Raw genomic sequence first — 25,445 nt, forward strand, 5'->3', positions numbered from 1 at the left:
TGTCTATACTGTCAACGCGGGATGCATCCGCTCACGTCGTTCCGGCGGCGGATCCACCCATCCCTCTGAGAAGGCAGGAGAATCATGAAGTTCGCGCGTCTGGGCGACCCCGGATCCGAGATCCCGGTCGTCATCGCCGAGGGCCGTACCTACGATCTTCGGTCCGTGACCTCCGATGTGAACGGCGACTTCCTCGCCGCCGACCCGGTGGGCCGCACGCGTGCCGCCCTGGATGCCGGAGCCCTCCCCGAACTGGCCGACGCCGCCGCGCAGCGCATCGGAGCGCCGATCGCGCGCCCCAGCGCCGTGATCTGCGTCGGGCAGAACTACGCCGCCCACGCCCGCGAGTCGGGCGCGGAGCCGCCCACCGTGCCGATCCTGTTCCTGAAGACGCCGAACACCGTCGTGGGTCCCGACGACGCGGTGACGATCCCGCGCGGCAGCGAGAAGACGGACTGGGAGGTGGAGCTCGGCGTCGTGATCGGATCCCGCGCCGCCTACCTCGACTCCCCCGCCGACTCCGCGGCGCACATCGCCGGATACGTGGTGTGCAACGACGTCTCGGAGCGGGCCTTCCAGATGGAGGTCTCCGGCGGGCAGTGGTCCAAGGGCAAGGCGGCCTTCGGGTTCAACCCGACCGGGCCGTGGCTCGTGACCCCCGACGAGGTCGACGTGCAGAACCTGCGGCTGCGCAGCTTCGTGAACGGCGAGCCGCGGCAGGACTCGAACACGAACGACATGATCTTCCCCGTCGCGGAGATCGTGCACCACATCTCGCAGTACATGACCCTCGAGCCCGGGGACCTCATCCTCACGGGCACCCCGCAGGGCGTCGCGTTCGGCGGGAAGTTCCCGTACCTCCGCGCCGGGGACGTCGTCGAGATCGACATCGAGGGGCTGGGGAGCCAGCGTCAGGAATTCATCGCATGGGAGGCACAGGCATGACCGGTCAGGTGGAAGGGCTCGTCGCGATCGTCACGGGCGGCGCATCGGGGATCGGCGCGGCGATCGCCGCGCAGCTGCACGAGCAGGGCGCCGAGGTCGCGGTGCTCGACCGCGACGTGACCGGCGCGGATCCGCGCTTCGCCGCCTTCACGGCCGACGTGTCGGACCGCGCGAGCGTGGACGCGGCCGTCGCCGCCATCGGCGAGCGCTTCGGCCGCATCGACATCGTGGTGAACAACGCCGGGATCGGCGCACAGGGCGACGTCGCCGCGAACGGCGACGACGAGTGGGCGCGCGTGCTCTCGATCAACGTGACGGGAATCGCCCGCGTCTCCGCCGCGGCACTGCCCTGGCTGCGGAAGTCCCCGGCCGCCGCGATCTGCAACACCGCCTCGATCGCCTCGACCACGGGGCTGCCGCAGCGCGCGCTCTACTCCGCCTCGAAGGGCGCCGTGTCCGCGCTCACCCGGGCGATGGCGGCGGATCACCTCCGCGAGGGGATCCGCGTCAACGCGGTCAACCCTGGCACCGCCGACACCCCGTGGGTGGGACGGCTGCTCGACGCCGCCTCCGACCCCGCCGCGGAGCGCGCCGCGCTCAACGCCCGCCAGCCGCACGGTCGCCTGGTGTCGCCGGACGAGGTCGCCGGCGCCGTGCTGTACCTCGTCAGCCCGACCTCCGGATCCACCACCGGCACCTCCATCGAGGTCGACGGCGGCATGGCCCAGCTCCGCCTGCGCGCCGAGTAGCCGGGCTCCGGGGCCGCTTCGACCGGCTCTCCCCCACCGGCTTCCGCTGCTCCCGTCGCAGAAGAGCTGCTCCCGTCGCAGAAGATGTCGCTGACCGGCGTTCAGAACGACATCTTCTGCGACGGGAGCGGTTCGAGCCGCCGCGAGCGGTGGGAACGGACTCAGGCCTGGGCAGCCTGGCGCAGCCAGCGCTCGACGCCCGCGATGTGCGCGGTGGCGAGCGAGGTCGCGAGGGCGGGGTCGTGCTGCGCGATCGCATCGGCGATCGCGCGATGCTCTGACAGCGTGCGCTCGACCGCCCCCTGCTCGGTGAGCCCGCGCCAGACCCGGGCACGGATGGTCTGGCTCGACAGGCTGTCGATGAGGCTGGCGAGATAGCCGTTGCCGGTCATCTGCACGATCTCGCGGTGGAAGCGGATGTCGTGAGCCACGAGGTCGTCGATCGAGACGGCGGCGTCGATCCCGTCGATCTCCGCCTGCAGCGTCGCGATCGCCTCATCATCGCCGTGGGTCGCAGCGAGGCCGGTCGCCTGGGACTCCAGCATGCGACGCACCGCGAACAGCTCGAGCAGGGAGTCGTCGTCGTGCATGTCGACGACGAAGCTGATCGCCTCGAGGAGGAGGTGCGGCTCGAGACTCGTCACATAGGTGCCGTCCCCGCGGCGCACGTCGAGGACGCGGATCACCTCGAGCGCCTTGACCGCCTCGCGCATCGAGTTGCGGCTCAGGCCGAGGCGCTCGGCGAGTTCCTTCTCCGGCGGCAGCCGATCGCCGGGGCCGAGCTCGCCCGACACGATCATCGCCTTGATCTTCTCGATCGCCTCGTCGGTGACTGCCATGGCGTCATCCTAGGCGCTGGAGCGAACATCGGATGTCTGCGCCACACGGGCCGCGATCTGCGAAAGGATGTCAGCATGCGTCTCCTCGACTCCCACCTGCACCTGTGGGATCCCTCCCGCCTCGACTACACCTGGCTCGACGGACCGCTGGCTCAGCGATACGCCGCCGAGGAGCTCGCCAAGGCGTCCGTCACCGGCGCCGAGCGGGCTGCGGCGATCTTCGTGCAGGCGGAGTGCGTCGAGGCGGAGTTCCTCGACGAGGTGCGCTGGATCTCCGAGACCGCCGCGCGCACCGGCGTGATCGGCATCGTGGCGGGGGCACGGCTCGACCGGGGCGAGCAGACGACCGCGCATCTCGACGCGCTCGTCGGCCTCACCGGGGTCGTCGGCGTGCGGCACAACCTCCAGGACGAGCCCGACGGCACCGCCCGCCACGACGCCTTCCGTGCGGGTGCCGCCGCCGTGGCCGCGCGCGGGCTCCGCTTCGACGCCTGCGTGCGCGCCCACCAGCTCCCCGACGTCTCCGATCTCGCCGGGGCGGTGCCTGCGCTGCCGATCGTGCTGGACCATCTCGGGAAGCCGTCCGTCGGCACCGCCGCGGATCCGCTCCGCCCCGACGCCGGCTGGCTGCGCGACCTGCGCGCACTGGCGGCGCATCCACGGGTCGCCGTGAAGCTCTCCGGGCTGCCCGCGGAAGCCGGAGGCCTCTGGAGCCCGGCCCAGGTGATCCCCTTCCTCGATGCGGCCGCCGACGCGTTCGGATCCGACCGCCTGCTCTGGGGCAGCGACTGGCCCGTCTCGGCGATCACCGGCGAGGCGTGCGAGTACCGGCCGGAGAGCCGCGGGCTCTGGGCCGAGACGGTGGTGGAGTGGGCGGCGGCCCGAGGCATCGACGCCGACGCCGTCCTCTGGGGCAACGCGGCGAGGTTCTACGGCGTGGGCTGATCGCCCTGTCGCCCGTTCAGGCAGCCCTCGCACGGTTCTCAGGAATGTCATCAGGTTGGTGAGTGAGGCTTGCCTTACCTACGATGTGATTCGCGACCTCCGCATCACCCCCGCCACGAAGGACTCTCCGTGAACCGTTCCCTCCGCCTGCTCTCCGCTGCGGCAGCAGCCTCCGCCGTCGCCCTGGCCTTGACCGCCTGCAGCGGCGGCGGCTCCACGCCCGCCGCGAGCACCGGCGGCGATGACCTCGCCGGGCAGACCATCACGATCTACAACGCGCAGCACGAAGAGCTCACGAAGTCGTGGACCGATGCGTTCACGAAGGCGACCGGCATCAAGGTCCAGGTGCGCAACGGCGACGACACCGAGATGTCCCAGCAGCTCATCCAGGAGGGCGACCGCTCCCCCGCCGACGTGTTCCTCACCGAGAACTCGCCGTCGATGTCGGCCGTCGAGAAGGCGGGCCTGTTCGCGTCGCCGGGCGACGAGGCGCTGAAGAACGTCCCGACGGAGTACCGCCCGTCCTCCGGCAAGTGGGTCGGCATCGCGGCCCGCTCGACCGTGTTCGCCTACAACACGTCGAAGCTCACCGAGGCGCAGCTGCCGAAGTCGCTGATGGATCTCGCCGACCCGTCCTGGAAGGGCCGCTGGGCCGCATCGCCCTCCGGCGCCGACTTCCAGGCCATCGTCTCGGCGCTCGTGCAGCTCAAGGGCGCCGACGCCGCCGAGGAGTGGCTGAAGGCCATGAAGACCAACTCGGTCGCCTACAAGGGCAACTCCACCGCGATGAAGGCGGTCAACGCCGGTGAGATCGACGGCGCCGTGATCTACCACTACTACTGGTTCGGCGATCAGGCGGCGACCGGAGAGAACTCGAAGAACGTGCAGCTGCACTACTTCAAGAACCAGGATCCGGGTGCGTTCGTCTCGGTGTCCGGGGGCGGCGTGCTGAAGTCGAGCAAGCACCGGGCCGCGGCGCAGAAGTTCCTCGCGTTCGTGACGGGCGCCGAGGGCCAGAAGATCCTGCAGACCGGAACCTCGTTCGAGTACCCGGTCGGATCAGGGGTCGCCGCGAACCCGAAGCTCGTTCCCCTCGAGGATCTGCAGGCGCCGACCATCGACCCGGCTACGCTGAACTCCAAGCAGGTCACCGATCTGATGACCCAGGCGGGCCTGCTCTAGGGCGCAGACATCACCACCACGACCACTTCCCGACGGGCGGTCGGAGCGCAACGGCTCCGGCCGCCCCGCGGCGTCTCCCGGGGAGCCGGATCCTGGGTCGTGATCGCCGCCGGCGTCGTGGTCGCGGCGCTCTCGCTGCTTCCGCTGCTCTTCGTCGTCACGACCGCGGCCCAGATCGGCTGGGCCGAGTCGGCGGCGCTGATCTTCCGCCCACGGGTCGGCGAGCTGCTGACGAACACCGTGCTGCTCGTCGCGATCACCGTGCCGCTCTGCGCCGTGATCGGGGTCGGCGGCGCGTGGCTCGTCGAACGGACGTCGCTCGCCGGCGCCGGGGCGTGGGGCGCGGTGCTCGCGATGCCGCTCGCGATCCCCGCGTTCGTGAACTCCTACGCCTGGGTCTCCGCGGTCCCCTCGCTCGCCGGACTCGGATCCGGCGTGCTGCTGGCGACGCTGTCCTACTTCCCGCTCGTGTACCTCCCGGTGCGCGCCGCGCTCGCGCGCCTGGATCCCTCGCTCGAGCAGGCCGCGGCGAACCTCGGCCGCGGTCCGGTGCGCGTGTTCTTCGGGACCGTGCTGCCCCAGCTGCGACTCGCGCTGCTCGGCGGCGCGCTGCTCGTGGGGCTGCACCTGCTCAGCGAGTACGGCGCGTTCGCCCTGATCCGCTTCGACACGTTCACGACCGCGATCATGGATCAGTACCGCTCCACGTTCAACGGATCGGCGGGGAGCATGCTGTCCGGCGTGCTCATGCTGCTCTGCTTCGCGCTGCTGCTGCTGGAGAGCCGCGCCCGCGGACGCGCCCGCTACGCACGGATCGGATCGGGTACGGCAGCGCCGCCCCGCCGGATCCGGCTGCGCGGATGGCAGCTCCCGGCCCAGGTCGCCCTGCTCGCCCTCGGCGTCGCCGCGCTCGGCGTGCCCGCGGTCGTCATCGGCGGCTGGCTGGCCTACGGCGGCACCGCGGTCTGGACGGCGCCCGATCTGCTGCCGACCCTGCTGCAGACGCTCGCTCTCGCGCTCGGCGGCGGCGTGGTCACCGTCGTCGCCGCGTTCCCGCTGTCCTGGCTCGCCGTGCGCCGTCCCGGCGCGCTCAGCCGGCTGCTCGAGCGCACGAACTACATCACCAGCTCCATGCCAGGCATCGTGCTCGCGCTCGCACTCGTCACGGTCTCGCTCTTCTTCGTGCCGGCGCTGTACCAGACGACGGCGCTGCTGCTCCTCGCCTATGCCCTGCTGTTCCTTCCCCGCGCACTGGTGCCGCTTCAGGCGGGCATCGCACAGGCGCCGCAGAGCCTCGAGGAAGCCGCGCAGGCGCTCGGCCGCCGGCCGCTGCGGGCCTTCTTCGGGGTCACGCTGCGCCTGGTGGCGCCCGCGACGGCCGCCGCCCTGGCGATGGTGTTCCTCGCGGTGGCCGGGGAACTGACCGCGACCCTGCTGCTCTCGCCGATCGGCGTGCAGACGCTCGCCACACGGTTCTGGAGCCTGTCCAGCGAGATCGACTTCGCGGGTGCCGCGCCGTACGCGACGCTCCTGATCCTGCTCTCCGCCCCCATGACCTATCTGCTCTTCCGGCAGTCCGCGGTGCTCTCCACCGCCGACGCCTCCCCCGGCACCTCGACGACGCCCGCCCCCTCGACCGCGGAGAACGCATGACTGCACGCAACCTCGGATCGCTCGGCGCCGTGCCCTCGCCCGGGACCGGCCCCCTGCCCACCGCGCACCTGCAGGTGGCCGGCGTCACTGCGTCGTACGGCGGGCATCGCGTACTGCACGGCGTCGACCTCGCCGTGCAGAAGGGCGGGATCACCGCGATCGTCGGCGCCTCGGGGTCGGGCAAGACCACCCTGCTGCGCATCATCGCCGGTTTCGAGCGCCCGGAGCAGGGCGAGGTCGTGCTGGGATCCCGCTCCGTCGCGGGTCCCGATACCTGGGTTCCCGTCCATCGCCGCGACATCGGCTACGTGACGCAGGACGGCGGCCTGTTCCCGCATCTCTCGGTCGCGCGCAACATCTCCTTCGGCCTCGACGACCTCGGCCGCGCCGCCCGGGATCGGCGGGTGGCCGAGCTGCTGGCTCTCGTCGCCCTGCCGCAGGACGTGGCGGATCGCCGCCCGGACCAGCTCTCCGGCGGACAGCAGCAGCGCGTCGCGATCGCCCGGGCGCTCGCCCGCGAGCCCGAGCTGATGCTGCTGGACGAGCCGTTCTCCGCCCTCGACACCGGACTGCGCGCCGCGACGCGGGAGGCGGTGGCCCGGATCCTGACCGATGCCGGCACGACGACCATCCTCGTCACGCACGACCAGTCCGAGGCGTTGAGCTTCTCCGACCAGGTGGCCGTGATGCGCGACGGCCGCCTCGTGCAGACGGGGCACCCGTTCGTCGTGTACACGCGTCCCGCGGACCGCGGGGTGGCGGAGTTCCTCGGCGAGGCGATCGTGCTGGACGCCTGGCTGGACGGATCCCTCGCGTCCTGCGCGCTGGGCTACGTGCCGGTGCGGAATCCACCGGTCCAGGGGCATGTGCAGCTCATGCTGCGCCCGGAGCAGGTGCAGCTCGTCGCCGACTCTCCGATCCGGGCGACCGTCGAGTCGGGCGTCTACTTCGGGTCGGAGACGTCGGCGCGGATCCGGCTGGAGCCCCGCGCCGGCGCGGATCCCCGCCTCGATGCGGAGCCGCCGGTGATCGTCATCCGGCACGCCAACCCGGCCCTCACCCGCCCCGGTCAGCGCATCGCCCTGCGCGTGATCGGCGAGGGCGTGGTCTTCCCGACGTAGCGCGCCCCGGGGTCGTCGAGCGAGGACGCGCGCAGCGCGACCGGGCTCGGCGTCCTCGGAACAGAAGAGAGAACGGGCGCCCCCGAAGGGACGCCCGTTCTCTCGTCAGCCGTGGGTCAGCGCGCGGCGCTGCCCTCGACGTAGTCCTCGTCCTGCGACTTCCAGGCGAAGAGCGCACGCAGCTCCTTGCCGGTGGCCTCGATCGGGTGCCCCTGCTCCTTCTCGCGAAGGGCGAGGAACTCGGTCGCGCCGTTGTCCTGGTCCTCGATGAAGCGGGTCGCGAAGGCGCCGGACTGGATGTCCGCGAGGACCTCCTTCATGCGCTCCTTCACACCGGCGTCGATGATGCGCGGACCGGAGACGTAGTCGCCGAACTCGGCGGTGTCGGAGATCGACCAGCGCTGCTTGGCGATGCCGCCCTCCCACATCAGGTCGACGATGAGCTTGAGCTCGTGCAGCACCTCGAAGTAGGCGATCTGCGGCTGGTAGCCCGCCTCGGTGAGGGTCTCGAAGCCCGCCTGCACGAGGTGGCTCATGCCACCGCAGAGCACGGCCTGCTCGCCGAACAGGTCGGTCTCGGTCTCCTCGGTGAAGGTGGTCTTGATGACGCCGGCGCGGGTGCCGCCGATCGCCTTCGCGTACGAGAGGGCGGTCGCCCAGGCGTTGCCCGACGCGTCGCGCTCCACGGCGATGATGTCCGGGATGCCGCGGCCGGCGACGAACTCGCGGCGCACGGTGTGACCCGGGGCCTTCGGGGCGATGAGGATCACGTCGACGCCCTCGGGAGCGTCGATGTAGCCGAAGCGGATGTTGAACCCGTGCGCGAACGCGAGGGTCTTGCCCGCGGTGAGGTTCGGCGCGATCGACTCGCTGTAGATGCCGCGCTGGTGCTGGTCCGGCGCGAGGATCATGATGAGGTCGGCCCACTGGGTCGCCTCGGCGACGGTCTTGACGGGGAAGCCGGCCTCCTCGGCCTTGGCGATCGAGCGCGAGCCCTCCTTGAGGGCGATCGCGACCTCGACGCCGCTGTCGCGCAGGTTCATCGCGTGCGCGTGGCCCTGGGAGCCGTAGCCGACGATCGCGACCTTCTTGTTCTGGATGATCGACAGGTCCGCGTCTGCGTCGTAGAAGATCTCGGTGCTCACTGTGTGTTTCTCCTTGTTGGGGTTCTGGGAAGTTCTGCTGCCGGCCCCGTCGACGGGCTCAGGGGCCGGCGGGGGTCAGCTGCGCAGCACGCGCTCCGTGATGCTCTTGCCGCCGCGGCCGATCGCGAGCAGGCCCGACTGGGCGAGCTCCTTGATGCCGAACGGCTCGAGTGCGCGCAGCAGCGCGTCGACCTTGCCCTTGTCGCCCGTGACCTCGACCACGAGCGCCTCGGGCGCGTAGTCGACGACGGACGCGCGGAAGAGGTTCACGACCTCGAGCACGTTCGAACGGCTGTTGTTGTCCGTGCGCACCTTGATGAGCATGTGCTCACGCTGCACGGAGGCGCTCTGCTCCAGCTCGACGATCTTGATGACGTTGATCAGCTTGTTCAGCTGCTTGGTCACCTGCTCGAGCGGGAACTCCTCGACGTCGACGACGACCGTGATCCGGGAGATGCCCGGCACCTCCGTCACGCCCACGGCGAGCGACTCGATGTTGAAGCCGCGGCGCGCGAACAGTCCGGCGACGCGGGTCAGGATACCCGGGGTGTCCTCCACCAGGAGGCTCAGCACATGCGTGGACATGGATCAGTCCTCCTCGTCGAAAGCGGGCGCGTGGTCGCGCGCGTACTGGATGTAGCTGTTGCTGACGCCCTGCGGCACCATCGGCCACACCATGGCATCCGCGCTGACGACGAAGTCGATCACGACGGGGCGATCGTTCGTCTCGAGGGCGAGCTTGATGGCGGCGTCGATCTCCTCCTCCTTCTCCACCCGGATCGCGAGGCAGCCGTAGGCCTCGGCGAGCTTGACGAAGTCGGGGATGCGGATCGTCCCGTGCCCGGTGTTCAGGTCGGTGTTCGAGTGCCGGCCCTCGTAGAACAGGGTCTGCCACTGGCGGACCATGCCCAGGGAGGAGTTGTTGATGATCGCGACCTTGATCGGGATGTCGTTGATGACGCAGGTCGCGAGCTCCTGGTTGGTCATCTGGAAGCAGCCGTCGCCGTCGATCGCCCAGACCACGCGGTCGGGCTCGGCGACCTTGGCGCCCATGGCCGCCGGCACGGCGTAGCCCATGGTGCCGGCACCGCCGGAGTTCAGCCAGGAGTTGGGGCGCTCGTACTTGATGAACTGCGCCGCCCACATCTGATGCTGGCCGACGCCTGCGGCGTAGACCGCCTCGGGGCCGGTGAGCTCGCCGATCCGCTGGATCACGTGCTGCGGGGACATCAGGCCGTCCTCGGGCGGCGTGTAGCCGAGCGGGAACTCGGCACGCAGCCCGTCGAGGTAGGCCCACCACTCCTCGATGTCGCCCTTGGCGCCACCGGTGAGCCCGCGGAACGCGGCCTCGAGATCCGTGATGACCTCGCGCACGCCGCCCACGATGGGCACGTCGGCGGTGCGGATCTTGGAGATCTCGGCCGGGTCGATGTCGACGTGAACGACCTTCGCGTTCGGGGCGAACAGCTCGGCCTTGCCCGTCACGCGGTCGTCGAACCGGGTGCCGAGGGCCACGAGCAGATCGGCCTCCTGCAGCGCGAGCACCGCCGGCACCGTGCCGTGCATGCCGGGCATGCCGACGTGCTGCGGGTGCGAGTCGGGGAACGCGCCGCGCGCCATCAGCGTGGTCACGACGGGAGCGCCGGTGAGCTCGGCGAGGGTCAGCAGCTCCTCCGAGGCGTTGCCCCGGATGATGCCGCCGCCGACGTAGAGCACCGGCTTCTTGGCCTCTGCGAGCAGGGTCGCCGCGGCCTGGATCTGCTTGCCGTGCGCCTTCGTCACGGGACGGTAGCCGGGCAGGTCGTACTTCGGCGGCCACACGAAGGGCGCCGTCGCCTGCTGCGCGTCCTTGGTGATGTCCACCAGGACGGGCCCGGGACGACCGGTCGCGGCGATCTCGAACGCCGCGGCGATGGCGCCCGGGATGTCCTCCGGACGCTTGACGAGGATCGAGTGCTTGGTGATCGGCATGGTGATGCCGACGATGTCCGCCTCCTGGAACGCGTCCGTGCCCATCAGCCGGGAGAACACCTGTCCGGTGATCGCGACGATCGGGATGGAGTCCATGTAGGCGTCCGCGATCGCGGTGACGAGGTTGGTCGCCCCGGGACCGGAGGTCGCGATGGTGACGCCGACCTTCCCGGAGGCGGTGGCGTAGCCCTCGGCGGCGTGACCGCCGCCCTGCTCGTGACGCACGAGGATGTGGCGCAGCTCGGTCGACGCCATCAGCGGGTCGTAGACCTCCATGATCGCGCCGCCGGGGATGCCGAACACATCCGTGACCCCGAGGAGCTCGAGGGAGCGGACGACGGCCTGCGCGCCGGTGAGAACAGGGGCCGCCGCCGGGCGGGCAGGCGGACGAGGGACGGCTGGAGCGGTATCAGCGGTCATGAAGGTTCCTTGCGGTGATGAACGATCGGCGGAAGCGGCGGGACGATGCCCCGTCGCGGACGACTCTCCGACCCGGTCCGCGGGGAGCGGGCCGCAGGGGTCGGGAATGCTGGGCTGGAACGCCTCGGGTGCAGCGCGGGGAAGTCGGCTCGACGTCGCGACGAACATCGTCGCGGTAGGAGCCCGGCTCAGGCGTCCCGGCGAGTGGGCCGAGAGCACGAGCCGCGATATCGACCCGAATCAGATCACCATCGCGCCCGACGGACTGCGAGACCGCCGGAGCTCTGCGTCCGATCCGTGATCCGGTTGTGCCGATCACGCATCGAACGTGCGTCAAGCCTAACGCATGATCCTCGCGGTCCAGGACGCGGATGCGCACGACGAACGGACGACCGTGTTCGTCCTGCGCGCGCATGGAAGAAGTCTATTGCGCGCTCGCCCTGGCGTCGGCCAGGGCGTCGAGGAGACCCGCGAACGCGGCGGGATCGGCGACGCGCAGTCCCGCGGCCGTCTCGCCCGCGCCGATCCGCACGCCCAGGTCCTCACTGCCGAGCGTGCGCATCCCGTCCTCGTCGGTGACGTCGTCGCCGGCGAAGAGCACGCCGGTCGCCTGCACGTGCGTCCGAAGGCGCGCGAGCGCCGCGTCCTTGCCCTCGGCCCGCCAGGAGAACTCGCGCAGATGGTGCCCCGTGCGACGGCGCCACGAGGGGATGCGCTCGGAGGCCCACTTCTCCACGCGGAGGAACGCGATCTCCTCCTGCCCGGGCGCCGCCGTGCGCGTGTGCACGCCGAAGCCGAAGGTCTTCGGCTCGTGGACCACGCCGTCGAGATCGGCGATCAGCGCGCGCAGCTCGGCGACGACCTCCGCCTGATCGGCGGGCTCGGAGGAGAGGTCCGTCTCCTCCCCCGTGTCCGGGAACCAGAACTGCGCGCCGTGGGATCCGGCGAGCAGGATCGGCGAGCCGTCCTCGTGCTCGGTGATCTCGCGGAGGTCGTGCAGGCTGCGCCCTGACGCGTAGGCGACGAAGGTCTGCGGCAGTGCGGCGAGACGCCCCACGGCGGCGACGGCCGCCGGCAGCGCCCGCGCCGACATCGGGTCCGCGACGTGCGGCGAGACGGTGCCGTCGAAGTCGAGCGCGACCAGCAGGCGCGGCGTGCGCGCGATCGCCGCGAGGGCGGGATCGAGGTCTCCGGGGGTCCAGTCGCGGGTCATCGCGTGCTCCGTACGTCCTCGAGGGCGGTGAGGAACTCCTGCGACCAGGCGTTCACGTCGTTCTCCAGCACCCGTTTGCGCAGCGCCCGCATGCGGCGCGCCTGCTCGCGCGGAGGCATCTCGACGGCCTGCATGATCGCGTCCTTGAGCCCCTCGATGTCGTGCGGGTTGACCAGCACCGCCTGGCGCAGCTCGTCGGCGGCACCCGTGAACTCGCTGAGCACGAGCACCCCGCGGTGGTCGCCGCGGGTGGCGACGTACTCCTTGGCGACGAGGTTCATGCCGTCGCGGAGGGCGGTGACGAGCATCGCGTCGGCGGCGAGGTAGAGCGCGACCATCTCCTCGCGCGGGAAGCCCTGGTGCAGGTAGCGGATCGCCGTGTGGTCGATCGTGTCGTGGTCGCCGTTGATCCGCGCGACGGCGAGCTCGATCTCGTCCCGCAGCTGCACATAGGCGTCGACCCGCTCCCGACTGGGGCTGGCGACCTGCACGAGAGTGACGTCCTCGACGGAGATGCGCCCCTGATCCAGCAGCTCGCCGAACGCCTTGATCCGGTGCCGGATCCCCTTGGTGTAGTCGAGGCGGTCCACCCCGAGCAGGATCTTCTTCGGGTTGCCGAGTCCCTCGCGGATCTCGGCGGCCCGAGCACGCACGTCCGGGCGCGCCGCGAGTTCGAGGTACGGCGTCGTGTCGATGGAGATCGGGAACGCCCGGGCGACGGACGTGCGCGCGCCGCCGTAGGGCACGGACACCGTGGATCCCTTGACGTCCAGCCTCAGCCTGCGGCGCACGGCCGTCAGGAAGTTCGTGGCGTCCTGCGCCCGCTGGAAGCCCACGACATCGGCGCCCAGCAGCCCCTGGAGCACCTGATCGCGCCAGGGCAGCTGCGCGTACAGGCCGTGCGCGGGGAACGGGATGTGGTGGAAGTACCCGATGGTGAGATCGGGACGGCGCTCGCGCAGCATCGCGGGCACCAGCTGGAGCTGATAGTCGTGCACCCAGACCGTTCCGCCCTCGGACACGGCCTGGGCCGCCCGCTCGGCGAAGCGCCGGTTCACCCGGACGTAGGCGTCCCACCACTCCCGGTGGAACTGCGGCGGCGCGATGACGTCGTGATACAGCGGCCAGATCGTGTCGTTCGAGAAGCCCTCGTAGAACTCCTCGACCTCCTGGGCCGACAGCGACACGGGGAGCAGGCGGATCCCGTCCTCCGTGAACGGGTCGAGCTCCAGATCCGGTTGTCCGGCCCACCCCACCCACGCCCCGTCGACGGCCTGCATGACGGGCTCGAGCGCGGCCACGAGGCCGCCGGGCGAACGCCGCCAGACCTCGGAGCCGTCAGGACCGTGCACCCGGTCGACGGGAAGACGGTTGGCGACGATCACGAACGGCGCGGTCGGTGTGGACGAAGGCATGGAACGCTCCTCACGGCAGCGGGGGCTGCATCTCCAGGCTAGCCAACCGACGCAGACCGGCGGTGCGCGTCAGTCCGCGGCGCGGCGCGAGCGCGCCCGCAGCGCGTTCGCCACGCCGGCGACCAGCACCAGCGCAGCGGCGGCGACCGGCAGCACGAGGGCCGTCTGCGCACCGCCGGCATCGGCGACCTGGCCGGCGGTGACGGCGCCGATCGCCTGACCGACCACCATCGCCGAGCCGAGCATCGTCATCACGGTGGCGGATCGATCGGCGGGGCCGAACGCCGCGCCCAAGCTGAACTGGGTCACCAGGGTCGGGCCGATCCCGCAGCCCATCACCGTCAGGGCGATCAGCATCGCCCCCACGTCGTGCACCCAGGGCAGCATCAGGCTGCCGCCGAACAGCACGCCGGCGAAGACGAGCCAGCGCGCGGCGAGCGTGAACCGTGCCGGCAGGAACGCGACGCCGAGCGCGAGGATCGCGGACCCGACGCCCAGCGCGCCGTAGAGCAGGCCCGCCTCCTCGGCCCGGCCGTGCTCCGTCATGAACGCGGTGAGCGAGGTGAGCATGGCGCCGAAGAACACGCCGACCCCGAGCATGCCCACCACCACGATCAGCAGGCGGGGGCGGAACAGCTCCGAGACACGCGAGGTCGCGTGCCCGTCGGCGCCGCGCTGCGCGGAGACGTGTGCGGCGGTCGGATGCAGGGCGAAAGCGCCCACGAACACGAGGATGAGGGCGGCGGCGATCACGAGGGGCATCCAGGGCGCGATGGCCGTGGCGAGCACGCCCACGAGGAACGGGCCGAACACGAACACCGTCTCGTCGGCGGCCGACTCGTACGACATCGTCGACGACGTGGTGCGGGCGCGACGCTCGGCAGGAACCCGCTCGGCGATGATCGTGACCAGGCGCGACCGCGACATCGGCGAGACCTGCGGTGCGGTGGCGCCGATCGCGAACGCGCTGAGCAGCACGAGCGGCTCGGGCGCCGGTGAGTAGACGACGAACGTGAACCCGATCAGCGCCGCGGCGTTGGCGACGGCGATGAGGCCGAGCACGATCCGCTGCCCGCGACGGTCGGCCGCGGCGCCCAGCAGCGGACCGAAGCAGGCGGTGCCGATGCCCACGGCCGCGGAGGTGAGTCCGCCGAGCGCCACCGACTCGCGGGCGGCGACGACGACGGTGAGCACCCCGACGACCATCATCGCGAAGGGAAGCCGGGCGATGAAGGCGATGAGGAAGTACGGCAGCCCGACCCGGCGGAAGAGGCTCGGGTGGACCGGAGTGGACGAGGTGTGCGAAGTCATGGCGGGAGAGGTCTCTGGCGTCGCCGCGGGAGGAGACGCAGTCAGGTGCCGCCGCTTTCCGCCGGAAGAGCCGGCGGCCGGTAATGCACAACGGTGATGTCACCAGGGTAGCGTGGTCGTATGCGCAACTACCTCTTCGCGAGCGGTCTCTTCGGGGCGATCACGAGTGGCATCGCGCTGCTGCGCGGAACGCGGGACGCGCCCATCACCTGGCGCGCGGTCCTCGCCTGGCTGAGCTGGGGCATCACGATCGCGCTCGCGATCGGCGCCATCGTCGACTTCCGTCGTGACGAGCGCGGCGAGATGGTGTCCGCCGACTCGCCCGTCGCGCCGGTGCAGTTCAAGCGGGCCAAGAAGGCGCTCAAGGCCGAGGAGAAGGCCGAGCGCAAGGCTCAGAAGTAGGGGCCCGGGTTCGATCAGACCAGATCGATCTCGTAGTGGATGAACCCGCTGCGGGAGGCGACCCGGTCGTAGAGGCCCCGCGCCGTCGTGTTGGTCTCGGCGGTGAGCCAGTAGACCTTGTCGCTGCCGGCCGCACGCGCCGCCTCGGTCACATGCGCGATCAGGGCGCGTCCCACGCCGCCGCCGCGGACCGAGGGGTCGACGAACAGGTCCTCGAGATACGTGTAGTGGCGCGTCGACCAGGTCGAGGGGTGCGCGAGCCAGTGCACGATGCCCACCGCGCGGCCGTCGTCGTCGCGCGCGATCGCCCCGTGGATGTCGCCGGCGGGATCCACGATCCGAGCGAAGGTCGACGCGGTGACGTCCTCCGCGAGCGGGGTCTCGTAGAACGTCAGGTACGCCTGCCACAGGGGCAGCCAGTCGTCCCGGTCGGCCGCCGTGAGCGCATGGATCGTCGTCATGCGCCGATCCTACGGGAGCGGTTCCTCAGCGGGTGAGGATCAGCGCCTCGCCCTGACCGCCTCCGCCGCAGAGCGCCACCACGGCGGTGCCCGATCCGCGACGCACCAGTTCGTGGGCCATGTGCACGGCGAGCCGGTTGCCGCTCGCGCCGATCGGGTGGCCGATCGCGATGCCGCCGCCGTGGACGTTGACGATCTCCGGATCCAGGCCGAGCACCGCCTCCGAGCGGGCGACCACGGCCCCGAACGCCTCGTTGATCTCGACCAGGTCGACGTCCGCCGCCGTGATCCCCTGCTTGTCGAGGGCGCGCTGGATGGCGTGCGCCGGCTGCTCCTGCAGCGAGTTGTCGGGGCCCGCGGTCTGTCCGCTGGCGCCGACCGTGACGAGCACCGGCCAGCCGTGGGCCTCGGCCTCGGCGCGCGTGGTGACGACGACCGCCGAAGCGCCGTCGGAGATCTGCGAGGAGTTGCCCGCGGTGATCGAGCCGCCTTCGGCGAACGCCGGACGGAGCCCGGCGAGCGTCTCGACGGTCGTCTCCGGCCTGATGCCCTCGTCCGCCGTCAGGACCAGGGGCTCGCCGCGGCGCTGGGGCACGGTGACCGGCACGATCTCCGCGTCGAACACCCCCGCCTCGCGTGCTGCGGCGGCGCGCTGGTGCGAGCGGGCCGCGACCTCGTCCTGCGCCTCGCGGGTGAGGCCGAAGCGCGGGTTGTGCCGCTCGGTCGACGCGCCCATGCTCTCGGCGTCGTAGGCATCGGTGAGGCCGTCGTAGGCCATGTGGTCGAGGACTTCGACGGACCCGTAAGTCCAGCCGTCGCGCGAGCCCATCAGCAGGTGCGGTGCGCGGGTCATCGACTCCATGCCGGCCGCGACCACGGTGCGCGCGTCGCCGGTGCGGATCATGCGGGCGGCGTCGATGATCGCGGTGAGCCCCGACAGGCACACCTTGTTCACCGAGTGCGCCGGCACGTCCCATCCGATGCCGGCTCCGATCGCGGCCTGCCGGGCGGCGTTCTGCCCCGACCCCGCGGCCAGGACCTGACCGACGATGACCGCGTCGACGTCCGCCGCGTCCACCCCGCCCTGCTCCAGCGCGCCCCGGATCGCCAGGGCTCCGAGCTGCGGCGCGGTGAACGACGCCAGCTGCCCCTTCAAGCGGCCCTGCGGCGTGCGCGCCGCAGCCACGATGACGATGTCCTCTGCACCCATGATCACTCCAGTCCCTCGGCGACGAGCAGCGGGGGCTGGGTCGCATCCTTCACATCCTGCACGCTCACCCCGGGCGCGAGCTCCACGAGGCGCAGCCCCTCGGGGGTGACGTCGATCACGGCCAGATCGGTGATGATCCGGTGCACGACCGCGCGGCCGGTGAGCGGGAGGGAGCACTCGTCGACGATCTTCGCCGACCCGTCCCTGGCGACGTGCTCCATCAGCACGATCACCCGTCCCGCACCGTGCACGAGATCCATCGCGCCGCCGGGGCCCTTGACCATCTTCCCGGGGATCATCCAGTTGGCCAGATCCCCGGTGGCGCTCACCTGCATCGCGCCGAGGATCGCGGCGTCGATCTTGCCGCCGCGGATCATGCCGAAGCTGAGCCCTGAGTCGAAGAACGCCGCACCGGGCAGGGTGGTGACGGTCTCCTTGCCCGCATTGATGAGGTCGGGGTCGACCGCCTGCTCCTCGGGATAGGGGCCGACGCCGAGGATGCCGTTCTCGGACTGCAGCACCACCGTCACCCCGTCGGGCACGTGGTTGGGCACGAGCGTGGGCAGCCCGATGCCGAGGTTCACGTACGAGCCGTCGGACAGCTCTCGGGCGGCGCGCGCCGCCATCTCGTCCCGTGTCAGAGCCATGTCAGGCCTCCCCGTTCCCGGAGTCGGATCCGGTCCCCGCGCCCGTCGAAGGGCGCACGGTGCGCCGCTCGATGCGCTTCTCGATGTCGGATCCGACCTCGACCACCCGGTGCACGAAGACGCCGGGCAGGTGCACGCGATCCGGATCCAGCTCCCCCGGCTCGACGAGCCGTTCGACCTGCGCGATGCAGACGCGGCCCGCCATCGCGGCGAGCGGGTTGAAGTTGCGGGCGGCCTTGTTGAAGATCAGGTTGCCGTGCCGGTCGCCGAGCGCCGCGTGCACGAGTGCGTAGTCCGTGGTGATCGCCTCCTCGAGCACGAACTCGCGGGGCTGCCCGTGCATCTCGAAGGTGCGCACGTCCTTGGCGGGCGACGCGACCTCCACCGAGCCGTCGGCGGCATAGCGCCGAGGCAGGCCGCCCTCGGCCACCTGGGTGCCGACGCCGGTCTGCGTGAAGAACGCGGCGATGCCGGATCCGCCGGCGCGCAGCTTCTCGGCGAGCGTGCCCTGCGGGGTCAGTTCGAGCTCGAGCTCCCCGGAGAGGAACTGGCGCTCGAACTCCTTGTTCTCCCCGACGTACGACGAGGTCATCTTGCGGATGCGGTGCGCACCCAGCAGCAGGCCGAGGCCCCAGTCGTCCACTCCGCAGTTGTTGCTGACCACGCTGAGACCGGAGGTGCCCTGTGCGAGCAGGGCCTCGATGAGCGCGCTCGGATTGCCGGACAGCCCGAACCCGCCGACGGCGAGCGACGCACCGTCGGGGATGTCGGCGACCGCCTCCGCGGCCGACGCCCATTGCTTGTCGATCACTCGCCACTCCTTCGTGTGTTCCTCCTCACACTCTGCGCTTCGGCGCGGAGCCGCTCAACCCGGAGCTTGCGATGTGGGCGCTGCGTTCGGTAGCGTCCACATCGTGGAACAGACGCCCTCGTCCCGCCGCACCGTGCCGGGCGCGCAGGCGATCGCGCGCGCCGCCGGACTGCTCCGCCTCGTCACCGCATCGCCGGACGGCGCGTCTCTGCAGCGACTCGCAGAGACCTCGGGCCTCAGCCGCTCGACCGCACATCGGCTGCTCTCCGCCCTGCGCGCCGAGGGGCTCGTGGACCAGGATCCGCACACCGCCCTGTGGATGCCCGGTCCCGAGCTGTACCTCATGGGAACAGTGGCCGCGGCGCGCTATGACATCACCGAGATCGCGCGCGACATCGTGCGCTCGCTCGCCGTGAAGACCGAGGAGAGCGCGTTCCTCTCGGTGCGCAGGGCGGACGAGACCGTCTGCCTGCTGCGCGAGGAGGGCGCCTTCCCCATCCGCTCCTTCGTGCTCAGCGAGGGCGTGCGGTTCCCCCTCGGCGTCGCCAGCGCCGGCCTCGCGATCCTCTCCTTCCTCCCCGACCACGATGTGGATGCCTATCTCGAACGCCACCCCGAGCTCGGCGAGCGCTGGGGCCGAACGCACGCCGCGACGCCGCTGCGCCGACGGCTTGCGGAGACCAAGGCGCGCGGGTACGCGGTCAATCCCGGCCTCATCGTCGAGGGCAGCTGGGGCATGGGCGCCGCGGTGTTCGACCGCGACGGGCGCCCGGAGTGGGCACTGAGCCTCACCGGCGTCGAGTTCCGCTTCGGTCCGGATCGCCTGCCGACGCTCGGACGCACCCTTCTCGCGCACGCGCACCAGCTGTCCGCACGCATCGCCGGCCGCGCCTCCCGCTGAGCGACGCAGGTGCGTCGACGGCGTGACGCTTGCCATTTACATACCATCAGATATATACTTCAGTTATGAATCACGGCGAGATCCTGCAGTCGATCGTCTTCTCGACGCACGCGCTCACCCGCATCGCGGCACAGGAGGCCGGAAACGACGCTCCTGCCGCCCAGTGGCGGGCCCTCAGCCTGCTCGACGGCAGGGATGGACAGCGCGTGGGGGAGCTGGCGAAGGCCAGCCGCACCACGCAGCCAGGGATGACCCGCATGATCGGACAGCTGGAGCACGAGGGCCTCGTGCTCCGCTCCCCCGACCCCGAGGACTCCCGCGCCACCGTGGTCACGATCACGGCGGCGGGACGCAGCGCCCTGCACGCCTGGCGCGACGAGCTGCAGCGGATCCTCGCCCCGCGATTCAGCGATCTCGACGACACGGACTGGCAGCACCTGGCCCGCGCCGCGGAGATCCTGCACACCCACTCGCTTCTGGAAAGGACAGCACGTTGAGCACCACCGCTTCCCCGGCATCGATCTGGAGGCAGCCCGCACAAGTGTGGGCCGTCGCCTTCGCCTGCGTCGTCGCGTTCATGGGGATCGGTCTGGTCGACCCGATCCTGCCCGCGATCGCCGAGTCGCTGAAGGCGACGCCGGTGCAGACCGAGCTGCTGTTCACGAGCTACCTGCTCGTCACGGGCGTGGCGATGCTGTTCACCAGTTGGATCTCCAGCCGGATCGGCGCCAAGGCCACGCTCCTGGTCGGCCTTGCCCTCATCGTCGTCTTCGCGCTCTTCTGCGCGCTCAGCGGAAGCGTCGACGCCATCATCGGCTTCCGGGCCGGCTGGGGCCTGGGCAACGCGCTGTTCATCTCGACCGCGCTCGCCACGATCGTGGGAGCCGCGAGCGGCGGATCCAGCGCGGCGATCATCCTGTACGAGGCGGCTCTGGGGCTCGGCATCGCGATCGGCCCGCTCCTCGGCGGCCTGCTCGGCGAGGTCGCCTGGCAGGGTCCGTTCTTCGGCGTGGTCGTGCTCATGGCGATCGGCTTCATCGCGGTGCTCACGCTGCTGCGCGGCCCGTTCGAGAAGCGCCAGCCCGTGCCGTTCTCCGCACCGTTCAAGGCGCTCGGGCGGCCCGCACTGGGCGTGCTCGCGGTCGCCGCCCTGTTCTACAACATCGGCTTCTTCGTGCTGCTGGCGTTCTCGCCGTTCCCGCTCGGCTTCAGCGCGATCGGCATCGGCCTCACCTTCTTCGGCTGGGGCATCGCACTGGCGGTCACGAGCGTCTGGGTCGCGCCGATCCTGCTGCGGCGCATGCCGATCACCCGGATCATCCTGTTCGTGCTGCCGCTGCTGGCCCTCGACCTCATCGTCGCGGGGATCCTGGTGGCGATCCCGATGGCTCTGGTGATCTGCATCATCGTCGGCGGACTGCTCCTCGGCATCATGAACACGGTGCTCACCGAGGCCGTCATGGAGGCGACGGACCTGCCCCGCTCGGTCGCCTCCTCGGCCTACTCGGCGGTGCGCTTCATCGGCGGCGCCGTCGCTCCTCCCCTCGCCGCGCTCCTGTCGCACCTCTGGGGCGACACCGTCCCGTACCTGTTCGCCGGCGTGTCGGTGCTCATCGCGGCGCTCGTGGTGCTGCTCGGCCGTCGTGCGCTCGCGCACATCGACCGCGGTTCGCACGATGTCGCCGAGGATGCGGAAGCGATCCTCATCGGCGACGCCGCCTGAGGATCTGCGCCACCCGAAGGCGCCGCGAACCGCCCGCCCCGCACGATGGTGCGCGGGGCGGGCTTCGTCGTCCGTGCCGGGGCATACGCTGGAGTCATGCTCATCGGTGTCATCCGCCCCGTCGAATCCAAGACCCACACCGTGCAGGCCGAGGAGCTCGACGAGATCCAGGATCTGCTGGCCGCCGAGACCCCTGCGGGATGGCAGCTCGCCTCGGCCCCGGTCGCGATGGCGAAGAAGGACACGATCCTCACGGCCGAGGGCACGATCGTCCGTCGCGACGGCCTGCAGGAGATCGAGGCCGACGACATGACGGCACTCGAGGCCAAGGTGCCCGAGGGATATCAGCTGCTCTCGGTGCGCGTGGTCTGATCGGATCCCGCCGATGACGACCGCGCAGGACCCCGCGCCCGAGGGCGGGCTGCGGCAGGGCCAGTCCGCTCGCATCCGGGTGTGGGATCGCGCGACGGGAACGACCCGCACGGTCCACGCGTCCACGACGCGGCGGTACGAGGCGCCGAACTGGACCGCCGACGGGCGGCTCCTCGTGAACGGCGACGGGCGGCTCTGGCTGCTCCCCGCCGACGGCACGGGCGAGCCGACGCCCCTCGCGGCGATCGGGCTCCCCGAGGCGAACAACGACCACGTGCTCTCGCCGGATGGCAGCACCGTGTTCGCCTCCGCCCAGGACTGGCACATCTGGTCCGTCCCGATCGAAGGCGGACCGGCGCACCGGGTCACGCCCGACGACGGCGGGATGCACTTCCTGCACGGCGTCAGCCCCGACGGTGCACGCCTCGGCTACGTGCGGCTCGACCCCGATCGCGGGAACTGGTGGGCGTCGGCGACGATCCACACGATCGGGGTCGACGGACGGGACGACGTCGCCGTCACCACGCATCCGGGGCCCGCGGACGGCTGCGCCTGGACGCCGGACGGCGAGTGGATCGTCTTCAACACCGAGCAGTTCTCCCCCGCTCCGGGACACGCGCAGCTGGCGCGGGTGCGCCCCGACGGCACCGAGCTCGAACAGCTGACCTTCGACGAGCGCGTGAACTGGTTCCCACACGTCGCGCCGTCGGGGGATGTCGCGGTCTACCTCAGCTACCCGCCCGGCACCACAGGGCATCCCGCAGACCTCAGGGTCGAGCTGCGCCTGGTCTCCGTCGACTCCTGGGCGGAGCCGACGACGATCGTCGAGCTCCTCGGCGGTCAGGGCACGATCAACGTGCCCTGCTGGGCGCCGGACGGATCCGCGTTCGCGTTCGTCGACTATCCCGCCGGCGAGGCCGACGGGATCTGAACCCGTCCCGACCGCGCGACGTGCTCAGAGCGCGCGCACGCGGTTGTTCCGCGCGTTGTGCTCCAGCTCGACCAGCCCGAGCCGCTCGAGCAGCGGCGGCAGGTACATCCCGAAGCGTCCGCGGTACCCCTTGCGCAGCCCGTAGCAGCCGCCGACCGGGTTGTCCTCCGCCCGGCCGAACGCCTCCACGGTTCCCTCCGCAGCCGGCTTCTGCTCGTCTGCCGCCCCCAGCGGAACCCAGTCCCCCTGGGCCTGGAGCCAAGAATGCAGATCCTCGATGGAGCGCGCCTGATACTTCAGCGTCGTCGACCCGACCTGGCAGACGAGTTCGTCGCCGTCGCGGTGCATCGTGTACTCGCTCGAACCCGGCGCCGTGCGCAGCCGCCACGGGCTCGCCGCGGTCCCCTCCCCATCCGTCATGGGCGCGAGTCTACTGAGCACCGCAGACACGCAAAAGGCCCGGTCGGAATCTCTTCCGACCGGGCCTTCCTCACTGGTGCACCCCCTGGGACTCGAACCCAGAACCCACTGATTAAGAGAGCGCGGGGATGAGCCCGCGACCTGCTGCGAGCGACCGCGCCGACCTGCGGCATCCGCGGAAATCCGGCCTTTTCGGACCACGAGCGCAGGCCGTCGCAGGACGCCGCGGGCCGGAGAGCGCGCTGTTTTCGCGCTGTTTCCGGTCGAGGTTCGACGGCTGCGACACAGCCGTTCGGCTGGTTCAGAAGGGCGTGGTGTCATCCGCTACGTTGGCACCGTGACCGACATTGCCAGCCGTCAGCCGGAACTACACCGGGAGCGCTTCATCTGCCCGCGCTGCAACTCCTTTGCGGCCCAGACGTGGCACGACCTCGTCTATAGGACGACGAGCGAGCGCGGCGGTGTCGCTTGGAAGCCAGCTCGCGATATCGAATTCGGCGGAGAGGAGGTCGAAGGCGTCGAGGAGACCGACGTTGACACGTGGTGGCGCATGAGCGAATGCGCATCGTGCGCTCACAGGTCGGTCTGGCGCAGTGAAGCCCTCATCTACCCAGTGCAGTCGCCCGCTCCGCTTCCGAGTGAGGACATGCCTCCCGAGGTTCGAGAGCTTTACGAGGAAGCAAGCGCTGTTGCCGCCGTGTCGAAACGTGCTGGCGCAGCGCTTGCGCGTGCGACTCTAGAGCGGCTACTTAAGAAGCTCGACCCGGACGCGCCCGAGAACTCGCGCCTCGATGACTACATCGCGCGCGTGATTCCCATGGTCAATGTCGCGACGGGCAAGCTTCTCACTCTGATCCGCCACGTCGGCAACAAGTCGTTGCATGTTGAGGAAGTTCCAGACGACGCAATTGTGCTGCTCCTCAGCGACGATGACGCGCAGCTACTAGGTGTGATCTTCCAGACGATAGTTGACGTGGTTGAGGAGCTAATCACTCGACCCAACCAAGCTGCCCTCCTCTACGACGCCGTTCCCATCACAGTCAGGGCCTCGGCCGAGGCAAAGGCAGCCGAGGCAAAGGCAGCCGAGGCAGAAGCAGCCGAGACCGCCTGACGACTCGCCCCGCACGTCTGCGGAGAGAAGAACGCCCCGACCTCACCGGCCTACCGGAGTCGGGGCGTTCTCTTGCTAGCGGTCAGTTGCTGTGAGCGGAGCGGCTAAGCGTCTCCACTGGCTCATTGGTCGGGCCCGTTCCCACGCCATGTTCGGGGTGGAGAATGGACATCCAGGAGACCTTTGAGGGCGTCCCAGCGGACCTCTTCGCTTGGAAGGGCTAGCTCGGGTAGTTGGATGCGCTGTGTCTCAGATCGGGGCACCGGTTCGCTGCGGTCGTGATCGAGCGCAAATGGATTTCGAACGCGCTGACGGCGCTGGATGTCTTGATTCCAGGTACCAGTCCCGTGAGTCGAGTCAACCGCTGCCCGGCCGAACGCGCCACCGGCCTTGAAATCGGTCGCGCCGGCAAACTTGTCGAAGTCAGCATTCTCGTCTGCCCAAGACATGATGAGCCCCACCTGAGCCTGCTGGAACCCGTTCCAAGTCTCTTCGAGAAGCCGCTGCAGCACGGTGGTCTTACCTAGCTCGTCTGCCACCATTACTTCGATCTGCAGGTCTAGCGTTGTCCGTGCCATCCCTGCCACGACATGTGGAGACGTGTCAGCATCGATGATTCGACTTCCTGGCTCCAGGGACCAGTCGTATCTAAGCGTCGGCCTCACAAGCCTCGACGTGCCGTCCGGCGTGATGATGCGGCCCTCGTATGCAACCCAGGACGCGGAGAACTCTCCGCGAATCTCAACACGGTGTTTATCCTGGTTGTTCAACCAGGCGAGGACTGAGAGCACGTTGTCCTCCGGGCTGGTTCCAGATGCCCCCGCCCAGACGAACGGCTGGCATGCATAGACCGCCCGAACGACGCGCTCAGGCAACCCCTTAAGCAGCCCCCTCTTCCTCGCCTCGCGCCACTTCGCTGGTGAGTAAGCGATGGGATACTGCAGACTTTTCGCCGGGTTACCGCCCTCTGCCTCCACGATCCGCGTCAACGTGGTGTTCAGCACGCTACGCAGATGATGCGCAATCTCCCCGAGCATGATTCCCCATTGGTCAAGCCGCGGAGGAGGATCGACCGCGTCAAGTCGAACGTACCAACCACATTCGGGGGCTTCTTTGAAGTGCATCGTAGTCCTGGCTGGATCAGGTTTTCGCCAGCGGCTGATGTCCTCCACGAGGAAGTTCGAGCGCTCCTGCGCCCATCGCACGCGAGCGAGGGACTTCTCCGAGAGCCACTTGGCTCGCTCTTCCACCGTCACAGAAACATCATGGCCGAGGCCACAGACATCGAGCGATCGCCCCGCATTAGCGCTCGTTGCATCCGAACAGCGTTCCGGGTGAAACGTCGAGCGTCTTTGCCAGCTTGTGGATGTTGTCGAGGCTCACGTTCCGCTGTCCGCGTTCAACGCCGCCGACGTACGAGCGATCGAGATCTGCCTGGTGCGCCAGCTCTTCCTGGGACCACCCGCGTTCCTTACGCAGTTCGCGCACACGGATGCCGAAGTCGGCGCGGTGGGCGGGAACAGGCACTAGTCCACGTTCGGCGAGTG

At 70.2% G+C, this 25,445-nt stretch carries 27 protein-coding genes; 13 read left to right on the forward strand and 14 right to left on the reverse strand.

Annotation, left to right across the window (positions count from 1 at the left end):
• The first annotated feature begins 84 nt into the window (after positions 1-84).
• Both WFJ01_RS16255 and WFJ01_RS16260 read left to right on the forward strand, forming a co-directional pair.
• On the forward strand, positions 85-945 hold the full coding sequence (locus WFJ01_RS16255) for a fumarylacetoacetate hydrolase family protein (protein ID WP_336629650.1): 861 nt from the start codon (positions 85-87) through the stop codon (positions 943-945).
• Positions 942-1,694: an SDR family NAD(P)-dependent oxidoreductase gene (locus WFJ01_RS16260; protein ID WP_295032149.1), complete on the forward strand. Its 753-nt coding sequence runs from the start codon at positions 942-944 to the stop codon at positions 1,692-1,694. Before WFJ01_RS16255 ends, WFJ01_RS16260 begins: the two co-directional genes overlap by 4 nt.
• Positions 1,695-1,855: 161 nt before the next feature.
• On the opposite strand, the gene WFJ01_RS16265 is transcribed toward WFJ01_RS16260, so the two are convergent.
• On the reverse strand, positions 1,856-2,533 hold the full coding sequence (locus tag WFJ01_RS16265; protein ID WP_292880678.1) for a FadR/GntR family transcriptional regulator: 678 nt from the start codon (positions 2,531-2,533) through the stop codon (positions 1,856-1,858).
• 75 nt (positions 2,534-2,608) lie between these two features.
• On the opposite strand from WFJ01_RS16265, the gene WFJ01_RS16270 reads away from it, so the two are divergent.
• The 4 genes from WFJ01_RS16270 (at position 2,609) to WFJ01_RS16285 (ending at position 7,434) form a co-directional block, all read left to right on the forward strand.
• Entirely contained in the window at positions 2,609-3,478 is an 870-nt protein-coding gene (locus WFJ01_RS16270; protein ID WP_336629651.1) for an amidohydrolase family protein, read from the forward strand.
• Between the two features lie 129 nt (positions 3,479-3,607).
• A complete protein-coding gene (locus WFJ01_RS16275) occupies positions 3,608-4,660 on the forward strand; it encodes an iron ABC transporter substrate-binding protein (protein ID WP_336629652.1) in 1,053 nt (350 codons plus the stop codon).
• A gap of 99 nt (positions 4,661-4,759) precedes the next feature.
• Positions 4,760-6,313: an ABC transporter permease gene (locus WFJ01_RS16280; RefSeq protein ID WP_336629653.1), complete on the forward strand. Its 1,554-nt coding sequence runs from the start codon at positions 4,760-4,762 to the stop codon at positions 6,311-6,313.
• Positions 6,310-7,434 (forward strand): ABC transporter ATP-binding protein, encoded by a 1,125-nt coding sequence (locus WFJ01_RS16285; protein ID WP_336629654.1) that lies wholly within the window; start codon positions 6,310-6,312, stop codon positions 7,432-7,434. Before WFJ01_RS16280 ends, WFJ01_RS16285 begins: the two co-directional genes overlap by 4 nt.
• 116 nt (positions 7,435-7,550) lie before the next feature.
• On the opposite strand, the gene ilvC is transcribed toward WFJ01_RS16285, so the two are convergent.
• The 6 genes from ilvC to WFJ01_RS16315 all read right to left on the reverse strand — a co-directional run bounded on the left by ilvC (position 7,551) and on the right by WFJ01_RS16315 (position 14,909).
• Positions 7,551-8,579, reverse strand: a complete 1,029-nt coding sequence (gene ilvC / locus WFJ01_RS16290) for a ketol-acid reductoisomerase (protein ID WP_251444382.1) — start codon at positions 8,577-8,579, stop codon at positions 7,551-7,553.
• A 75-nt stretch (positions 8,580-8,654) separates the two neighbouring features.
• Positions 8,655-9,164, reverse strand: coding sequence for an acetolactate synthase small subunit (ilvN, locus tag WFJ01_RS16295; protein WP_251444389.1), 510 nt, complete (start codon positions 9,162-9,164; stop codon positions 8,655-8,657).
• Between the two features lie 3 nt (positions 9,165-9,167).
• The gene (locus tag WFJ01_RS16300) at positions 9,168-10,970 is read right to left on the reverse strand and encodes an acetolactate synthase large subunit (RefSeq protein WP_251444391.1); all 1,803 of its coding nucleotides are present in this window, start codon (positions 10,968-10,970) and stop codon (positions 9,168-9,170) included.
• A 424-nt stretch (positions 10,971-11,394) separates the two neighbouring features.
• Entirely contained in the window at positions 11,395-12,183 is a 789-nt protein-coding gene (gene otsB, locus WFJ01_RS16305; RefSeq protein ID WP_251444399.1) for a trehalose-phosphatase, read from the reverse strand.
• Positions 12,180-13,598 carry an alpha,alpha-trehalose-phosphate synthase (UDP-forming) gene (locus tag WFJ01_RS16310; protein ID WP_336629655.1) on the reverse strand — a complete coding sequence of 473 codons (1,419 nt, stop codon included), beginning with the start codon at positions 13,596-13,598 and terminating at the stop codon, positions 12,180-12,182. Before WFJ01_RS16310 ends, otsB begins: the two co-directional genes overlap by 4 nt.
• A 69-nt stretch (positions 13,599-13,667) precedes the next feature.
• The gene (locus WFJ01_RS16315) at positions 13,668-14,909 is read right to left on the reverse strand and encodes an MFS transporter (RefSeq protein ID WP_336629656.1); all 1,242 of its coding nucleotides are present in this window, start codon (positions 14,907-14,909) and stop codon (positions 13,668-13,670) included.
• A gap of 120 nt (positions 14,910-15,029) precedes the next feature.
• Here WFJ01_RS16315 and WFJ01_RS16320 point away from each other — a divergent pair, with 120 nt between their 5' ends.
• Positions 15,030-15,311, forward strand: coding sequence for a hypothetical protein (locus WFJ01_RS16320; RefSeq protein ID WP_251444405.1), 282 nt, complete (start codon positions 15,030-15,032; stop codon positions 15,309-15,311).
• A gap of 14 nt (positions 15,312-15,325) precedes the next feature.
• On the opposite strand, the gene WFJ01_RS16325 is transcribed toward WFJ01_RS16320, so the two are convergent.
• From WFJ01_RS16325 to WFJ01_RS16340, 4 genes are read right to left on the reverse strand one after another with little or no spacing between them, the layout of a single operon-like run.
• Positions 15,326-15,772: a GNAT family N-acetyltransferase gene (locus tag WFJ01_RS16325; RefSeq protein ID WP_336629657.1), complete on the reverse strand. Its 447-nt coding sequence runs from the start codon at positions 15,770-15,772 to the stop codon at positions 15,326-15,328.
• A 25-nt stretch (positions 15,773-15,797) separates the two neighbouring features.
• Positions 15,798-16,982: an acetyl-CoA C-acetyltransferase gene (locus WFJ01_RS16330; protein ID WP_336629658.1), complete on the reverse strand. Its 1,185-nt coding sequence runs from the start codon at positions 16,980-16,982 to the stop codon at positions 15,798-15,800.
• A gap of 2 nt (positions 16,983-16,984) precedes the next feature.
• Positions 16,985-17,629, reverse strand: a complete 645-nt coding sequence (locus tag WFJ01_RS16335; RefSeq protein ID WP_251444430.1) for a 3-oxoacid CoA-transferase subunit B — start codon at positions 17,627-17,629, stop codon at positions 16,985-16,987.
• 1 nt (position 17,630) lies between these two features.
• Complete coding sequence (locus tag WFJ01_RS16340; RefSeq protein ID WP_336629659.1) at positions 17,631-18,440, reverse strand: CoA transferase subunit A; 810 nt, start codon at positions 18,438-18,440, stop codon at positions 17,631-17,633.
• A 103-nt stretch (positions 18,441-18,543) separates the two neighbouring features.
• Here WFJ01_RS16340 and WFJ01_RS16345 point away from each other — a divergent pair, with 103 nt between their 5' ends.
• From WFJ01_RS16345 to WFJ01_RS16365, 5 genes are all read left to right on the forward strand, one after another.
• Complete coding sequence (locus WFJ01_RS16345; protein WP_336629660.1) at positions 18,544-19,341, forward strand: IclR family transcriptional regulator; 798 nt, start codon at positions 18,544-18,546, stop codon at positions 19,339-19,341.
• Between the two features lie 65 nt (positions 19,342-19,406).
• Positions 19,407-19,838 (forward strand): MarR family winged helix-turn-helix transcriptional regulator, encoded by a 432-nt coding sequence (locus tag WFJ01_RS16350; RefSeq protein WP_251444434.1) that lies wholly within the window; start codon positions 19,407-19,409, stop codon positions 19,836-19,838.
• Positions 19,835-21,064, forward strand: a complete 1,230-nt coding sequence (locus WFJ01_RS16355; RefSeq protein WP_251444436.1) for an MFS transporter — start codon at positions 19,835-19,837, stop codon at positions 21,062-21,064. The genes WFJ01_RS16350 and WFJ01_RS16355 overlap by 4 nt, the downstream gene beginning before the upstream one ends.
• Positions 21,065-21,160: 96 nt before the next feature.
• Entirely contained in the window at positions 21,161-21,436 is a 276-nt protein-coding gene (locus WFJ01_RS16360) for a hypothetical protein (RefSeq protein ID WP_251444438.1), read from the forward strand.
• Positions 21,437-21,449: 13 nt separating this feature from the next.
• The gene (locus WFJ01_RS16365) at positions 21,450-22,367 is read left to right on the forward strand and encodes a TolB family protein (RefSeq protein WP_336629661.1); all 918 of its coding nucleotides are present in this window, start codon (positions 21,450-21,452) and stop codon (positions 22,365-22,367) included.
• Between the two features lie 24 nt (positions 22,368-22,391).
• Here the strand turns inward: WFJ01_RS16365 and WFJ01_RS16370 are convergent, their stop codons facing one another.
• On the reverse strand, positions 22,392-22,787 hold the full coding sequence (locus WFJ01_RS16370) for a DUF6855 family protein (RefSeq protein WP_336629662.1): 396 nt from the start codon (positions 22,785-22,787) through the stop codon (positions 22,392-22,394).
• 337 nt (positions 22,788-23,124) lie between these two features.
• Between WFJ01_RS16370 and WFJ01_RS16375 the strand changes: the two genes are divergently transcribed.
• Positions 23,125-23,898: a hypothetical protein gene (locus WFJ01_RS16375; RefSeq protein WP_336629663.1), complete on the forward strand. Its 774-nt coding sequence runs from the start codon at positions 23,125-23,127 to the stop codon at positions 23,896-23,898.
• A 122-nt stretch (positions 23,899-24,020) separates the two neighbouring features.
• Here the strand turns inward: WFJ01_RS16375 and WFJ01_RS16380 are convergent, their stop codons facing one another.
• Together WFJ01_RS16380 and WFJ01_RS16385 are read right to left on the reverse strand one after the other, a co-directional pair.
• Complete coding sequence (locus WFJ01_RS16380; protein ID WP_336629664.1) at positions 24,021-25,154, reverse strand: hypothetical protein; 1,134 nt, start codon at positions 25,152-25,154, stop codon at positions 24,021-24,023.
• Between the two features lie 46 nt (positions 25,155-25,200).
• The gene (locus WFJ01_RS16385) at positions 25,201-25,425 is read right to left on the reverse strand and encodes a helix-turn-helix domain-containing protein (RefSeq protein WP_336629665.1); all 225 of its coding nucleotides are present in this window, start codon (positions 25,423-25,425) and stop codon (positions 25,201-25,203) included.
• Positions 25,426-25,445 lie beyond the last annotated feature (20 nt).

Origin of the sequence: Microbacterium sp. MMO-35 (assembly GCF_037147555.1) — a bacterium.
Classification (GTDB): domain Bacteria; phylum Actinomycetota; class Actinomycetes; order Actinomycetales; family Microbacteriaceae; genus Microbacterium.